We start from the raw sequence: 15,203 nt of genomic DNA, 5'->3' as shown, positions 1-15,203 counted from the left end.
CAAAGTGTTGCCATGACCGTTGACTATTCCACCCTCGCAAAAACCATCGCCGCCCTGACCGAAGGCGAAACGGATCAGGTCGCCCTGATGGCCACTGTCACCTGCGAGGTGCATCACAGCGATGACCGCTTCAACTGGACCGGGTTTTATCGCGTGACCGAGCCCGAGGTGTTGAAGATCGGGCCGTATCAGGGCGGACATGGCTGTCTGGTGATCCCGTTTGCACGCGGCGTCTGTGGAGCAGCAGCCCGCACCGGAGAAGTGCAAATTGTACCCGATGTGGAGGCTTTTCCTGGTCATATCGCCTGTGCGTCCTCGACCCGGTCGGAACTGGTACTGCCTGTCTTTGACTCGCAGGGTGAGGTGATCGCGGTGTTTGATATCGACAGCGATCTACCAGATGCGTTTACCCAAGCGGATGCTGATGAGCTCGCTGCCATCTTGCGCGATGTGTTTGCGCGTTAAGGTCGGTTAGCCCAGCAACGGGGGCAGATAGGTGAAGGCCGCATAGCAAGCAGCGGCCTGAACTATCAGAATTGCAAACAGCCATGCTGAAAACCGGCCTTTGCGGGTTTTGTGGCGAAAAATCCAGCGCCCAACCACGGCTCCGGGGCCGCCACCCAGCGCCGCCAGCCACAAAAGGCGGCGTTTCGGCACCCGGCGCTTGCGCCGCCGCGCGCGAAGTTTGTCCCAGCCAAAGGCCAGCAGAGTCAGGGTATTGATCGCCCACAGATACATCACTGCTATCCACATGCGTGACCGATACCGAACCCGGCCGCGTGACCCAAGTGAAAAAACGCTTGGTTTTTTCATCGATTCGCGCCATCGTGAAAAACAGGGATGAAATTTCACGACAACGCGGAGCGGCAATTGAACTCGCAGGCCCCCCAAAGCGCGACCCTCGGTGCCGATATCCGCGCCTTGCGCAAAGCGCGCGGACTGACGCTGAGCGAGATTGCGGCAAAGCTGAACCGCTCGGTCGGGTGGCTGAGCCAGGTCGAGCGGGATATGTCTGACCCGTCCATCTCGGACCTGCGACAGATGGCCGATTGTCTGGGCGTGCCCATGTCGATGCTGTTTGCCCATTCTGCCGCCCCGGCGGCCGAACAGGGATATGTCGTCCGCGCAGGCTCGCGCCGTCCAATGGGATCGGGTGAGGAAGGACTGATCGAGGAATTGCTCTCACCCGATCTGACCGATGATTTTGAGATGGTGCATTCCACCTTCGAGCCCCGCTCGCAGATGCAGACCCCTGCCAATCGCCCGACGCAAGAGGTGGGCTATATGATCTCGGGGCGGTTGGACCTGACGATTGGAGGGCGGCAATTCTCGGTCGGGCCGGGGGACAGTTTCCGCATCAAACACGAACCCTATCATTGGGCGAACCCTTATGATGAGCCCGCCGTGGCCATCTGGGTCATCGCCCCGCCGGTGTATTGAATGAGCTTCGAGGCTTGGACCATATTCGCCCTGTTCTGGGTGGTGTTCGTCACCACACCGGGACCGAATGCGGTCAATTGTATCTCAAACGGGATGAGCCTGCCCTTTCCCAAGGCGATGCTGGGCGTGCTGGCGATCCTGACACAGGCCAGCGCCTTTCTGATTCTGTCCGCGTTGGGCGTCACGGCGCTGATTGCGGCCTCACCCACCGGGTTTTTCATCGCCAAACTGATCGGCGCGGGGTTCCTGATCTGGATGGGCATCCGCGGCTGGATCAATGCCAGCAAACCCGCGCCAGCCTCTGAGCGACCCGCGCGCCACGTCTATCTGCACGCGCTGGCGGTGGCGACGATCAACCCCAAAAGCGTGGCCGGGTATCTGGCAGCGTTTTCGCAATTCGTGCAGCCCGAGGTTCCGGTCTGGCAGCAGATGGGAGTGATCATGCCCACCGCGTTGGTCATCACAACGCTCAGCTATACCGGGTTCACCTTGCTGGGCGCGCTGATGGGCAAGGCTGCGCTGGGGGCTGTGTTCAACATCTGGGTCCGCCGCGTGATGGCGACCTGTTTCATCATCTACGGCGTGTTGCTGGGCACCAGCGCAGCGCCTACAGCAAGGGGGTAAAGACATGCACAAAGGATCCTGCCTCTGCGGCAAGGTGGCGTTCACCATTGACGGAGACCTCGCCGCACCCAACGCCTGCCATTGTGGACAGTGCCGCAGGCAATCTGGGCATCTCTGGGCCTCCTGCGAGACGCATGAAGACAACCTCAACTTTACCTCCAGCGAGACGCTGGGTTGGTATCGCGCCTCGGACATCGCCAAGCGCGGCTTTTGCAGCGCCTGCGGCTCGTTCCTGTTTTGGCAGCACAACGATGAGGACACGATTGCGGTTTCGGTAGGGTCTTTGGACGAGCCCACCGGCTTGAAGCTCGCCCAACACATCTTTGTCGCCGACAAGGGCGACTACTACGACATTCAGGACGATCTGCCCCAGCGGGCATACTAACAGGGAAGCAAAACCATGAGTGATTTTCCAACCAAGGCCCGTGTGGTCATCATCGGCGGCGGTGTCGTCGGCTGTTCGTCGCTTTATCATCTGGCCAAGAAGGGCTGGACCGACTGTGTTCTGCTGGAAAAGAACGAACTGACCGCAGGCTCGACGTGGCACGCGGCAGGGAACGTTCCGACTTTTTCGACCTCGTGGGCGATCATGAACATGCAGCGCTATTCGACCGAGCTGTATTCGCGCCTTGCGGATGAGGTCGATTACCCGATGAACTACCACGTCTCGGGCTCGATCCGTCTGGCGCACAGCAAGGAACGGATGCAGGAGTTCGAACGCGCCCTTTCCATGGGTCGCTATCAGGGCATTCCGATGGAGATGTGGACTGCGGAAGAGGCCAAAGAGCGCTATCCGTTCCTTGAAACCCATGACCTTGAGGGCGTTCTGTATGACCCGACCGACGGTGACATCGACCCGGCGCAGTTGACGCAGGCGCTGGCTAAAGGCGCGCGGGACATGGGCCAAAAGATCATTCGTTTCTGCCCGGCGACCGGCGTTACTCAGCACGACGATGGCACATGGACTGTGCATACCGAAAAGGGCGATATCGCCTGTGACTATGTGGTCAACGCCGCTGGGTACTATGCGCAGCGCGTGGGCGAATGGTTCAAACCCTTTGGTGGGCGCACGGTGCCTGCGATGGTCATGAGCCACCAGTACCTGCTGACCGATGAAATTCCGGAGGTTGAGGCATGGTCAAAGGAAAACGGTGGCAAGCTGCCACTGCTGCGCGACGTGGATATCTCGTACTACCTGCGGCAGGAAAAGAACGGCTTCAACCTTGGCCCCTACGAGCCTAACTGCAAGGGCCATTGGATGACCGAAGACGATCCGATGCCCGAGGATTTCAGCTTCCAGCTGTGGAACGACGATCTGGACCGGATCGAAGACATCGTCACCGACGCGATGGAGCGGGTGCCGCTGATGGCGACCTCGGGCGTTGGTCGGGTGATCAACGGACCGATCCCTTATGCGCCGGATGGCCTGCCCCTAATCGGGCCGATGCCCGGTGTTCGAAATGCGTTCGAGGCGCACACCTTCACCTTTGGCATCGCGCAGGGCGGCGGCGCAGGCAAGGTGCTGGCCGAATGGATCGTCGATGGCGCGACCGAATGGGATATGTGGGCTGTCGATCCACGTCGTTACACCGACTACACCGATCAGGACTACTGCAACCAGAAGGGTATGGAGGTCTACGGCAACGAATACGCCATGCACTTCCCGCATCATGAATGGCCTGCAGCGCGCGACAAGAAGCTGTCTCCGGTCCATGACAAGATTAAGGAACTGGGCGGCGTGATGGGTGCCTATAACGGCTGGGAGCGCGCCAACTGGTTTGCCAAGCCGGGCGACGATACCTCGCTGGACGCGACGCATACATGGGGCCGGTCCGGCCCGTGGGAGCAGCGGATCAAAGAAGAATGCGAGGCCGTGCGCGATCATTGCGGCGTGTTGGACCTGCCGGGTTTCTCGCGCTTCATGGTCAAGGGCGAAGGCGCGGCCGAGGCGCTGCGCGGGCTGGTGACGGGTGGTCTGCCCAAGGTGGGCCGGATCAATCTGGTCTATATCGCCGACGACCGGGGCCGCATCCTGACCGAGATGTCCTGCTTGCGTCTGGGTGAGGATGAGTTCGTCATGATTACCGCCGCCACCGCGCAATGGCATGACCGCGATATCCTGATGGCGGCGATGCCCTCGGGCGTGAGTGTCGAGGACGTGACAACCACACGCGACACGCTGATCGTCACTGGCCCGGAATCGCGGGACATTCTTTCGGGTCTGACCGATGCCGATCTGTCGCTGGGCTGGCTGACCCATCAGGCCGCCACTGTGGCAGGGAAACCCGCCTATCTGATCCGCGTATCCTTTGCTGGCGAACTGGGTTGGGAAGTTCACGCTCTGAACGACGACATGCCTGCGATCTATGACGCGATCCTTGAGGCTGGTGCCACGCCGTTTGGCATGTATGCGCTGAACTCGCTGCGGATCGAAAAAGGCTACCGCGCGTGGAAGGGCGACCTGTCGACCGATTACTCTCTGCTGGAAGGCGGGCTGGGGCGCTTCGTCAAACTGGACAAGCCGCAGGATTTCCCCGGCAAGGCCGCGATCCTGAACGAAAAGCAGCAGGGGGTGAAGAAGTCCTTCGTGACCCTGACGGTCGAGGCCGGAGACTGCGACGCGCCTTACATGTCCTGCATCTGGCAAGGCGATCAGATCGTGGGCGAGACCACATCGGGCGCATGGGGCTATCGCGTGGGCAAATCCATCGCGCTGGGCATGATCAAGTCGGAACTGGCAAATCCGGGCACTGCGTTGGAGGTCGAAATCTACGGTCAGAAATACCCCGCTGTGGTGCAAGAGGATCAACCCCTCTGGGATCCGGCCAACGACCGGCTGCGGGCCTGACCATGGCTGTTCCGCGCGTTATGCAGGGCGTTCACCTAACCCGCCACGGCGGGCCCGAGGCGCTGGAATTTCGCGCGGATATTCCCGTGCCGCAACCCGGACCCGGTCAGGTTCTGGTCCGGGTCGCGGCAGCCGGGGTGAACAACACCGACATCAACACGCGCGTCGGCTGGTATTCCCCGGATGTGACCGGCGCGACAGATGCTGTGGATCAGGAGGTCGACGCGGGCGGTTGGGGCGGTGCGCTTGAGTTCCCGCGCATTCAGGGCGGCGATCTGTGCGGCATCGTTGAACTTGCCGGACCCGAGACTGGGTTCCAACCCGGTCAGCGCGTCACCTGCCCGATCAACCTGCCGCGCCCACGCCCCGGCAATCCGACCGGCTTCATCGCGCTGGGGTCTGAGATCGACGGGGCCTTCGCGCAATATTGCCTGGTTGAAGCGTCGGACCTGTACGACGTCTCAGCGTCTCCGCTATCTGATGCCGAGATCGCGGCCATTCCCTGCGCTTTTGGAACGGCCGAGAACCTTCTGACCCGTGCAGGCGTGACTACAGGCCACAAGGTTCTGATCACCGGGGCCTCGGGCGGGGTCGGTCTGGCCGCTGTGCAACTGGCCCGGCTGCGCGGAGCGACCGTGTGGGGTGTCACCAGCCCAGCCAAAGCCGATGTGGTCAAAGATCAAGGGGCAACGGATACGTTTGACCGTAACGCGCCCTTGCCGAAAGACATGTTCGATGTGGTGATCGACGTCGTCGGCGGTCCCGCGTGGCCCGACCTGATCCTGTCGCTGAAGCCCGGCGGGCAGTATGCGGTATCTGGTGCCATCGCCGGCCCCATCGTTCAGGCCGATCTGCGCGACATTTATTTGCGCGACATCACCATCCACGGCTGCACCCATCAGGCGTTCGAGGTCTTCGGACGATTAGTCGAACTGATGAATGCAGGCCGGATCAAACCTTTGATCTCAAAAACCTATCCGCTAAGAGATATCACCAAAGCGCAAGCGGACTTTCAGTCCAAAACATTTGCGGGAAAACTGGTTCTCATTCCCTGAGGAAAGGTAAGGCTATGGCGGATATAACCCTGTTGGACGGCTCGATCGGGCAGGAATTGGTCAAACGCGGCGGCGAAAAACCCACACCTCTGTGGTCGACGCGCGTGATGATCGACCAACCCGACCTGGTGGGTCAGGTCCACGCGGATTACTTCCAACGGGGCGCGACGGTTGCCACCACCAATACCTATGCCGTCCACCGCTCGCGCTTGGTGCGGGAAGGGATCGAGGATCAACTGCCTCATCTGATTGACCAAGCGTTGACCCAGGCCGAACGTGCGCGCGGATCACGCCACAAACGGATTGCGGGGGCGCTGGGGCCTCTGCTGGCGTCGTACAGACCAGACCTGAAGCCCGATGTAGACGATGCAGCGGTGAAATTTTCCGAACTGGTGCAGATGATGAACGACCGGGTGGACCTATTCCTGCTGGAAACCGTCTCGTCCCTGCAAGAGGCCGAAGGCGCGTTGCGCGGGACGGAAAGCGCAACCAAACCCGTCTGGCTGGCGCTGTCAGTGATGGACAATGACGGCACCCGCCTGCGTTCGGGTGAGCATCTGGCGCAGGTTGCGCCGCTGGTCGATCGCTTCGCGCCCGATGCGGTTCTGATCAACTGTACTCGCCCGGAATCGGTGATGCCCGCGCTGATGATCCTTGAAACGATGGGCCGCCCTTACGGGGCCTATGCCAATGGCTTCACTGGCATCACGCAAGGGTTTTTGGAAGACGCCCCCACTGTTGATGCGCTGGAAGAACGTCGTGACCTGACCCCCGAAGCCTATGCCGATTTCGCGATGAAGTGGGTCGAACACGGGGCCACTATTGTCGGCGGCTGCTGCGAGGTCGGCCCCGATCATATCGAGGCGCTGGCCCACGCGCTGCACGCCGCCCGACACCGGATCGTCTAGGGCGATGGCGGCACAGCAGCATTTCGATATCCTCGTCGCCCCTGGCTATGTGCTGCTGGAACTGGCGTCGCTGGTCGAGGTGCTGCGTCTGGCCAATCGCGTCTGTCCGCACCCGCCCTTTACCTATGCGTATACATCCCTGAAGGGCGGCCCGGTCCCTTCCAGCAGCGACGCGATGATCCAGACCGAGGCTGTCAGCACCCAGCCCAAGGCGGATTACCTGTTTGTCATCGGCAATACCGACCCTGACCATCCCGACCTTTCGCTGGGCCGCGTGGTGTCGGATTACACCTATCGTGGCGCACAGGTGTTTTTGCTGGCTGAAGCCGCCAGCCGCTATATCGACGAAAATGGCACCGAGGATATGGCAACCCATTGGGAAAACGCCTCATTCCTGCGCGAACGCGGTGCCCGGTTCGAGGCCAAGCTCTCCATCGCCACTCAGCAAGGTGCTGTGGTGACATGTGCGGGGATGGAGGCGACGACGGATGTGGCGTTGTCGGTGATTGGCCGTCACATCTCGGGACCCGCCAAGATGACCGTGGCTGATATCATGCTGCACGAAAACATCCGCGATTTCTCCTCGATGCAGCCGTTTTCCGGCACACGTCTGACCGCCACCGGGGATGCCAAGCTGGACCAGTGCATCAAGCTGATGCAGGCCAATATCGAAGACCCTCTGCCGATCCATCAGATCGTCGAGGAACTGCATCTGTCCAACCGCTCGCTCGAGCGCAAGTTCAAGACCTTCTTCGGCACCACCCCCAACGGGTTCTACCGCGAGATGCGGCTGGCCAAGGCCAATAACCTGCTTCTCAACACCACCATGAGCGTGCGCGAGATCGGCCTGGCCTGTGGGTTCCCGAACGGGTTTTCGTCTGTTTACAAAAGCTTTTTCGGCGTCACGCCCTTTGTTCTGCGTCGCGAAAAGCGCGCGACACATCGGTGAAAATTACTCGTTTTGTGACGCTTTTAGTGCATTTATTGTCGATCCTTCGTGGCATTTTGGCCCAAACCTGACAGTGCGGAGATTTCAGGATGGTTGATCTTCCCCCAAAGGCCCGTGTGGTCATCATCGGCGGCGGCGTCATCGGATGCTCGGTCGCATATCACCTGACCAAGAAGGGCTGGAGTGATGTCGTTCTGCTGGAGCGCAAGCAGCTGACCAGCGGCACCACATGGCATGCCGCCGGTCTGATCGCACAGCTGAGGGCGACGGCGAACATGACCAAACTGGCGAAATATAGTCAGGAACTTTACGGCTCGCTCGAAGAAGAAACCGGTGTTGCCACGGGGTTCAAACGCTGCGGCTCGATCACCGTAGCTTTGACCGAGGAGCGTAAGGAAGAGATCTATCGTCAGGCTGCCATGGCCCGCGCCTTTGGGGTCGAGGTCGAAGAAATCTCGAACGAGCGCGTCAAGGAGATGTACCCACATCTGAATGTCGAAGACGTCAAGGGCGCGGTCTATCTGCCGCTGGACGGGCAGGGCGACCCGGCCAATATCGCACTGGCGCTGGCCAAGGGCGCGCGGCAACGCGGCGGGATCGTCAAGGAACGGGTGAAAGTCACCGAGATCGTCAAGCAGGGGCGTACAGTCACGGGCGTTGACTGGATTGCCGATGACGGCAGCTCCTCGGGCCATATCGAATGCGATATGGTGGTGAATTGCGCGGGCATGTGGGGGCATGAGGTCGGGCGCATGGCAGGCGTGAACGTCCCGCTGCACGCGTGTGAGCATTTCTATATCGTGACCGAAGGCATTGACGGCCTGACCCAGCTGCCGGTTCTGCGCGTGCCGGATGAGTGCGCCTATTACAAGGAAGACGCGGGTAAAATCCTGCTGGGCGCGTTTGAACCCAACGCAAAACCCTGGGCGATGGTGGGCATCCCCGACAGTTTCGAGTTTGACCAGTTGCCCGAGGATTTCGACCACTTTGAGCCGATCCTTGAGGCGGCGGTCAATCGGATGCCAATGCTGGCCGAGGCGGGGATTCATACCTTCTTCAACGGGCCGGAATCCTTCACGCCCGACGACGCCTATCATCTGGGCCTCGCGCCTGAGATGGACAATGTCTGGGTCGCTGCCGGGTTCAACTCGATCGGTATCCAATCCGCAGGCGGCGCAGGCATGGCGCTGGCCGAGTGGATGGATAGCGGTGAGAAGCCGTTTGATCTGGGCGATGTGGATATCAGTCGGATGCAGCCGTTTCAGGGCAACAAGAAGTATCTGTTTGAAAGGTCCAAGGAAACGCTGGGCCTGCTTTACGCCGACCATTACCCCTATCGCCAAAAGGCCACCGCGCGTGGCGTGCGGCGCACGCCGTTCCACCATCTCCTGCTGGAACACGGTGCCGTCATGGGTGAACTGGCCGGGTGGGAGCGCGCCAACTGGTTCGCCAATGCAGGTCAGGAACGCGAATACCACTATAGCTGGAAACGTCAGAACTGGTTCGAAAACTCTGCCGCCGAACACCGCGCGGTGCGTGAGAATGTCGGCATGTATGACATGTCCTCTTTCGGCAAAATCCGCGTCGAAGGGCCGGATGCCGAGGCGTTCATGAACTACATTGGAGGTGGCGATTACTCAGTGCCCAATGGCAAGATCGTCTACACCCAGTTCCTGAACCGCACCGGTGGGATCGAGGCAGACGTGACCGTCACCCGTCTGACCGAGACCGCCTATCTGGTGGTCACCCCCGCAGCCACGCGCTTGGCCGATCAAACCTGGATGCAACGCCACGCGGGTGGGTTCAACGTGGTCATCACTGATGTCACGGCAGGCGAGGGCGTTCTGGCCGTCATGGGTCCCAACGCACGCACGTTGCTGCAAAAAGTCTCGCCTGCCGATTTCTCGAACGCGGCCAACCCGTTTGGCACAGCGCAAGAGATCGAGATCGGCATGGGCCTCGCCCGCGCGCATCGCGTCACCTATGTGGGTGAACTGGGGTGGGAGATCTACGTCTCCTCCGACATGGCGGGCCACGTGTTCGAAACCCTCTACGAGGCCGGGCAAGATATGGGTCTGAAACTCTGCGGGATGCATATGATGGACTCTTGCCGGATCGAGAAGGGCTTTCGCCATTTTGGCCATGACATTACTTGCGAGGATCACGTGGTCGATGCGGGGCTGGGTTTTGCCGTGAAAACCGACAAGGGCAGTGATTTCATCGGTCGTGAGGCGGTTATTGCCCGTAAAGAAAGTGGACCGCAAAGCCGGTTGGTTCAGTTCAAACTGACCGACTCTGAGCCGCTGTTGTTCCACAATGAACCCATTCTGCGGGATGGCGAATATGTAGGCTATCTGAGTTCGGGCAACTACGGTCACACGCTGGGCGCGGCAATCGGCCTAGGGTATGTGCCGTGCGTGGGTGAAAAGGCTGCCGATGTCCTGGCTTCTTGCTATGAGATCGACGTCTGCGGCGTGAAGGTCAAAGCCGAAGCATCCCTGAAGCCGATGTATGATCCCAAGTCCGAGCGTACAAAAGTTTGAGCCGTAGCTAGGGGCGCTGCCCCCGCCGCCCTTTCCGGGCGACTCCCCCGGGATATTTGAGGCCAAATGAAGCAGGAATCCTTCATTCATCTGGCTATAAATATCCCGGAGCGCGAGGCAGAGCCTCGCATCTTGATGCGCAGACTTTGGTGCGACGTATCAGATTTCTTGATAGGGTTCTTCACAGTTTTCTTGGTTCCAAAAACCATTTGATTTGCCATAGAGGAAATGGGCACCAACCGGAGACCAAACGTGGCAGATACCCCCACACCAATGAACCGTGAAGATACGCCAAAGGGGTTGGCCTTAGCAGTAACGGCCTATGTTTTGTGGGGCTTTCTGCCTCTTTACATGAAAGCGATGGCGCATGTCGGGCCGGTTGAGATTGTGGCGCATCGGATCATCTGGTCAGTACCGGTCGCCGGGGCGCTGCTGGTCGTGTTGGGACGAACACAAGATTTGAAGGCGGCGCTGGGCAATCCGAAGATGTTGGGCATGGCGTGTTTGACGGCGGCGCTGATCTCAGTGAACTGGGCGATTTATGTTTGGGCCATTGCGAGCGGGAACGCGTTGGATGCGGCGCTGGGTTACTACATCAACCCGTTATTCAGCATTGCGCTGGGCGCTGTGTTGCTGCGGGAGCCGTTGAACCGTGCGCAGCTTGTCGCTGTAGGATTGGCAGCGACGGGCGTTTTGGTACTGATCTGGCAGGCGGGCAGCCTGCCATGGGCAGCCTTGGGATTGATGGTGAGCTGGGGGTTCTACGCCTTCTTCAAACGTTCGCTTCCCATTGGGCCAAATCAGGGGTTTTTGCTTGAAGTGCTGATTCTGCTGATCCCGGCCTTAGCCTATGTGACGTGGCTGGGCGCGCAGGGGACGGGGCGCTTTGGGGTGTCGGCTTCGGATACGTTGCTGCTGCTTGGCTGTGGTATCGTAACCGCGATTCCGTTGTTGGTTTATGCCAATGGGGCAAAGCTGGTGCGTCTGTCTACGATGGGGATTCTCCAATACATCGCGCCGACCATGATCTTCATCACCGCTATCACTATGTTCGGCGAGCAGATCGACCAAGGCCGCATGATCGCTTTTCCGATGATCTGGGCTGCACTTGTTATCTATTCGATCCCGATGATCCGGCAGATGCGCGCTCAGCCTTGATGCAGTAGATGGGCGGCGGCCTCTGCCCAGATCGCATAGGTTTTGGGACTGGGATGGTAGCCATCCGGTGCGGCCAGTGCAGGGTCGTCCGGTAAGTCGAGGGCCAGGTGCCGGGCTTGCGCATATTGTGCGACAACCTTTTGAAGCGCCCGGTCCAGCCTGGCTGCCTGTTGACCCAGCACCCAGGCCAGAGGGTGGGGCAGCGCGGGAAAGCGGTGCATCTGTGGAACCGCCGTCACAACAACGCGACGCACCCTTAGTGGGCCGGTCAACAGTTCCATCAACCGGGCCTGTCGGTCTGCGAAGACCTTCGCAGATACAAGACGGGTCACGTCGTTGACGCCCAGGGCCGTGATTGCCATGTCGAAGGGACCGTCTAGGCCCTCCAGTCGGGCGATCGTGTCTTCGGTGGTGTGGCCAGTTGTGGCCTCCAGTTGCCATTCGACGCAGTAGTGACGGGATAGATTGCGCACCACGCATCCTGACAGAGCTTGCGTTTGTGTGCCAGCGCCCACCCCAGCAGCCGAACTGTCACCGGCAATCAGCAAGCGCAGGCGCGGACCGCGGCCGAAACGCCCGGCACGGGGGCCCGTCGGTTCGGGCAGCAGCCGCGCGTTGCGCCGCACGGCCAGCCCTTGTGCCGCCAAGACCGGCAGCAGCGGGACCCGCAGCAATTGATCGGCGGCGAAGGGCATCTTAACTGAGCGCGTCTTTGAACTTGAGGAACCGCGCGTCGGTCATAACGCGCGACATCATCGCTTCGCGCAAGGCGCCAACGCTCTTGTAGGGGCGCATGACGACCTCGAATTCCTGAATCAGACCATCGTCGCTCAGTGTGATCAGGTCAACACCCACCGCATCCAGTTCTCCGACCTTGCATTGGAATTCCAGCGCCCAGTCCTTGCCCTCTCCCATGATCCGGCGATAGCGGAAATCAGAAAACACCTGCCCCACATGCCCCAGCACGGCGGCCACGGGTTCGCGGCCCGTCCATGTGCTGTAGTAGGTTGGGGGCGAGAAGCGCACGTCCTCGGCCAGCAATTCATGGATCAGGGTTTCGTCCCCTTTGGCGACGACCTCTTGCATGCGGGCGATTGTGGGGTGCATGTGTTCTCCTCCGCTTTGGGCCAGATTTGCTGAACTGTTGAGTTCAGGCAAGCCCGACGTTGCGGGAGGTTGCGCTGTAGGATAGGCAGGCGCGCATGAGCGACGCCTATGATCCCCCCCTGACACCCTTGGATGTGCTGCACGAAGATGCCCACCTGATCGTGGTCAACAAACCTTCGGGGCTGCTATCCGTGCCGGGCCGGGGCGACCATCTGGCCGATTGCCTGCTGACGCGGGTTCAGGCCGCGTTCCCGCAGGCGCTGTTGGTGCATCGGCTGGATCGGGATACATCGGGCGTGATGGTGTTTGCGCAGACGCCGCATGCGCAGCGTCATCTGAGTATGCAGTTCGAAAAGCGCCAGACCCGCAAGACTTATGTCGCCCGCGTCTGGGGGCAGGTTGCTGACAAGACCGGCACCGTTGACCTGCCGCTGATCGTCGATTGGCCCAATCGTCCGCGCCAGATGGTGTGTCATGAAACCGGCAAGCTCGCCGTGACCGACTGGCGCGTAGTAAAACATGAGGGTCAGACGACCCGAATCCGGCTGTTTCCGAAAACCGGCCGCTCGCACCAGTTGCGGGTGCATATGCAGGCGTTGGGCCATCCCATTCTAGGTGACCCGTTTTATGCCGAGGGTCCGGCGCGGGACTTCCCGCGCCTGATGCTGCATTCCGAGGAGTTAAGGCTAAAAAGCCCCGATGGCAGCGCGTCGATGAAGTTTCGCGCCAAGGCAGACTTTTAGAACAGCCCAACCCATAGCAGTTTCAAGTTCCCAAGAGACAAGCGCCTTCTTCGCCGACGCGGGGCGCAAGGTTGGCGCGCGGCCATGATCTCGCGCTCGATCTCGAAGGCGCGCAGCCTGTGGCCTTGGGACCACGGGCCCAATTGCAGTGTCATCATCACATGATTGTCGCGGCTTGGCATGGGGACCTCCTTTGTTGCAGGTCCAATCTGGCGGGTCACTGCTGACACCACCTTGTCAGGGGGCTGTGTTAAGGTGTCAGCAGATCAACCCCGGAGACGCCGATGCGCCGCTCGACCCGCTTGTTTGAAATCATCCAGATCCTGCGCGCCACAGACGCGCCGGTCACAGCCGAGGCACTGGCCGAAAAGCTCGAAGTGTCGGTGCGTACGGTGTACCGCGACATCGCCGCGCTTCAGGCGCAACGCACTCCGATCGAGGGCGAAGCCGGGGTCGGTTACATGATGCGGCGGGGGTATGACCTGCCGCCCCTGAATTTCGACGCCGAAGAGGTTGAGGCCCTGTGGGTTGGGTTGTCGATGCTGGCCCGGACGGGTGACAGTACCCTGCAGCAGGCTGCCGACCGGGTGTGTCGCAAGATCGAAGCCCTGCGTGCGCCTGCGGATTGGCTGCAAGTGGCCCCCTGGGGCGCGCCAATGGATGACCCTGCCAAGGGATGTGTCCCGATTGTCAATTACCGTGAGGCGATCCGTTCGGAACGCAAACTGCGCATCACCTATGTGAACGCCGAAGGCCAGCGGACCGAACGTATCGTGCGGCCTGTCGCGCTGATCTACCACATCGAATGCACCATGCTGGCGGCGTGGTGCGAGCTGCGCAACGGGTTTCGCCATTTCCGCACCGACCGCATCTGGGCCTGCGCCCCGACCGAGGATCACTTTTGCGGGCAAGGCGCGCCTTTGCGTTCGATCTGGCAGGAACAGGACCCTTGGACTGATCCCACGCCACCGCACTGAACGGCGTGATCCCGCCACGTTCACCCGATTGTTGCTTGAGCCTGCGTTCAAGCGGCGCGATATAATGCGGGAAAGAACGTGGCCCCGGCAAACGGGCGCCAGAGCAGAAGGTGAACTTATGACGATTTCCAAGTTTTTTGTTGCCGCCGGGCTTAGCTCGGCTTTGGTTTTGGGGGCCTGTACGGACCCCGGTACGCTGAACCTGCCCGCTGATCCCAATCAAAACGCCAAGCAAGGCGCGATTTTGGGTGGTCTGGTTGGCGCGGGCGTTGGCGCGATTGCCAATGATTCCGACCCCTTGTTGGGCGCATTGGCCGGTGGCGCCATCGGGGCCGCTGGCGGCGGTCTGATTGGTAACCAATTGGACCAGCAGGCCGCCGAGCTGCGCCAGCAACTGGCCAATGACGGTATCATCATCGTCAATGCCGGTAACCGCCTGATCGTAACTGTGCCAAACGACATCACGTTCAACACCGACAGCGCAACGGTGCGTCCGGCGCTGCGGGCCGATCTGGTAAAGGTCGGGCAGAACCTGAACAAATACCCCAACTCGAATGTTGAGGTCATCGGCCATACCGATAGCGATGGTGAGGCGTCGTATAATCAGGGTCTGTCCGAACGCCGTGCACGCTCGGTCGCGGATATCCTGCAGGCCAACGGCGTGAACGGATCGCGGATCACCACCATCGGTCTGGGTGAAAGCCGCCCGATCGCATCGAACCTGACCGCTGCGGGCAAAGCGCAAAACCGACGCGTAGATATCGAGATCACGCCCAACTGACGGGGCCGCTCTGATAAGAGCGATTTATGCACAGTGACTGCGCGTCAACCATGCTTTGGCGCGCAGCATT

The 15,203-nt window shown here is 60.5% G+C and carries 17 protein-coding genes; 13 read left to right on the top strand and 4 right to left on the bottom strand.

Going from position 1 to position 15,203, the window contains the following annotated elements; translation table 11 throughout:
- Window positions 1-12: 12 nt before the first annotated feature.
- A complete protein-coding gene (locus tag AC2FJ6_RS16655; protein WP_170774774.1) occupies window positions 13-465 on the top strand; it encodes a GAF domain-containing protein in 453 nt (150 codons plus the stop codon).
- Between the two features lie 6 nt (window positions 466-471).
- Here the strand turns inward: AC2FJ6_RS16655 and AC2FJ6_RS16650 are convergent, their stop codons facing one another.
- The gene (locus tag AC2FJ6_RS16650) at window positions 472-738 is read right to left on the bottom strand and encodes a DUF1294 domain-containing protein (protein ID WP_496669548.1); all 267 of its coding nucleotides are present in this window, start codon (window positions 736-738) and stop codon (window positions 472-474) included.
- 102 nt (window positions 739-840) lie between these two features.
- Between AC2FJ6_RS16650 and AC2FJ6_RS16645 the strand changes: the two genes are divergently transcribed.
- The 9 genes from AC2FJ6_RS16645 (at window position 841) to rarD (ending at window position 11,525) form a co-directional block, all read left to right on the top strand.
- Window positions 841-1,440, top strand: coding sequence for a helix-turn-helix domain-containing protein (locus AC2FJ6_RS16645; RefSeq protein ID WP_237217553.1), 600 nt, complete (start codon window positions 841-843; stop codon window positions 1,438-1,440).
- On the top strand, window positions 1,441-2,064 hold the full coding sequence (locus tag AC2FJ6_RS16640; protein WP_170774772.1) for a LysE family translocator: 624 nt from the start codon (window positions 1,441-1,443) through the stop codon (window positions 2,062-2,064).
- Window positions 2,065-2,068: 4 nt separating this feature from the next.
- On the top strand, window positions 2,069-2,449 hold the full coding sequence (locus tag AC2FJ6_RS16635; RefSeq protein ID WP_170774770.1) for a GFA family protein: 381 nt from the start codon (window positions 2,069-2,071) through the stop codon (window positions 2,447-2,449).
- A gap of 15 nt (window positions 2,450-2,464) precedes the next feature.
- On the top strand, window positions 2,465-4,912 hold the full coding sequence (locus tag AC2FJ6_RS16630) for a GcvT family protein (protein WP_496669545.1): 2,448 nt from the start codon (window positions 2,465-2,467) through the stop codon (window positions 4,910-4,912).
- A 2-nt stretch (window positions 4,913-4,914) separates the two neighbouring features.
- Window positions 4,915-5,967 (top strand): zinc-binding dehydrogenase, encoded by a 1,053-nt coding sequence (locus tag AC2FJ6_RS16625; RefSeq protein ID WP_170774766.1) that lies wholly within the window; start codon window positions 4,915-4,917, stop codon window positions 5,965-5,967.
- A 14-nt stretch (window positions 5,968-5,981) separates the two neighbouring features.
- A complete protein-coding gene (locus tag AC2FJ6_RS16620; RefSeq protein ID WP_170774764.1) occupies window positions 5,982-6,875 on the top strand; it encodes a homocysteine S-methyltransferase family protein in 894 nt (297 codons plus the stop codon).
- A gap of 4 nt (window positions 6,876-6,879) precedes the next feature.
- Window positions 6,880-7,824, top strand: coding sequence for a GlxA family transcriptional regulator (locus AC2FJ6_RS16615; RefSeq protein ID WP_170774762.1), 945 nt, complete (start codon window positions 6,880-6,882; stop codon window positions 7,822-7,824).
- An 89-nt stretch (window positions 7,825-7,913) separates the two neighbouring features.
- Window positions 7,914-10,367: a GcvT family protein gene (locus tag AC2FJ6_RS16610; protein ID WP_496669541.1), complete on the top strand. Its 2,454-nt coding sequence runs from the start codon at window positions 7,914-7,916 to the stop codon at window positions 10,365-10,367.
- Between the two features lie 273 nt (window positions 10,368-10,640).
- Window positions 10,641-11,525 carry an EamA family transporter RarD gene (gene rarD / locus AC2FJ6_RS16605; RefSeq protein WP_496669583.1) on the top strand — a complete coding sequence of 295 codons (885 nt, stop codon included), beginning with the start codon at window positions 10,641-10,643 and terminating at the stop codon, window positions 11,523-11,525.
- Here the strand turns inward: rarD and AC2FJ6_RS16600 are convergent.
- Together AC2FJ6_RS16600 and AC2FJ6_RS16595 are read right to left on the bottom strand one after the other, a co-directional pair.
- The gene (locus AC2FJ6_RS16600; protein ID WP_170774758.1) at window positions 11,516-12,220 is read right to left on the bottom strand and encodes an SGNH/GDSL hydrolase family protein; all 705 of its coding nucleotides are present in this window, start codon (window positions 12,218-12,220) and stop codon (window positions 11,516-11,518) included. The genes rarD and AC2FJ6_RS16600 overlap by 10 nt on opposite strands.
- A 1-nt stretch (window position 12,221) precedes the next feature.
- Complete coding sequence (locus tag AC2FJ6_RS16595; protein ID WP_170774756.1) at window positions 12,222-12,632, bottom strand: nuclear transport factor 2 family protein; 411 nt, start codon at window positions 12,630-12,632, stop codon at window positions 12,222-12,224.
- A 95-nt stretch (window positions 12,633-12,727) separates the two neighbouring features.
- Between AC2FJ6_RS16595 and AC2FJ6_RS16590 the strand changes: the two genes are divergently transcribed.
- Window positions 12,728-13,375, top strand: a complete 648-nt coding sequence (locus tag AC2FJ6_RS16590; protein WP_170774754.1) for an RluA family pseudouridine synthase — start codon at window positions 12,728-12,730, stop codon at window positions 13,373-13,375.
- Here AC2FJ6_RS16590 and AC2FJ6_RS16585 read toward each other — a convergent pair.
- Complete coding sequence (locus tag AC2FJ6_RS16585) at window positions 13,372-13,557, bottom strand: hypothetical protein (RefSeq protein WP_170774752.1); 186 nt, start codon at window positions 13,555-13,557, stop codon at window positions 13,372-13,374. The genes AC2FJ6_RS16590 and AC2FJ6_RS16585 overlap by 4 nt on opposite strands.
- Window positions 13,558-13,659: 102 nt before the next feature.
- Here AC2FJ6_RS16585 and AC2FJ6_RS16580 point away from each other — a divergent pair, with 102 nt between their 5' ends.
- On the top strand, window positions 13,660-14,352 hold the full coding sequence (locus AC2FJ6_RS16580) for a helix-turn-helix transcriptional regulator (RefSeq protein WP_170774750.1): 693 nt from the start codon (window positions 13,660-13,662) through the stop codon (window positions 14,350-14,352).
- A 118-nt stretch (window positions 14,353-14,470) separates the two neighbouring features.
- Complete coding sequence (locus AC2FJ6_RS16575) at window positions 14,471-15,133, top strand: YiaD family glycine zipper/OmpA-like lipoprotein (protein WP_170774748.1); 663 nt, start codon at window positions 14,471-14,473, stop codon at window positions 15,131-15,133.
- Window positions 15,134-15,203 lie beyond the last annotated feature (70 nt).

This window comes from Ruegeria sp. CDSA089, assembly GCF_059612205.1.
Note: the sequence above shows the minus strand (reverse complement) of the source record. Positions and strands in the feature narration are given on the sequence as shown.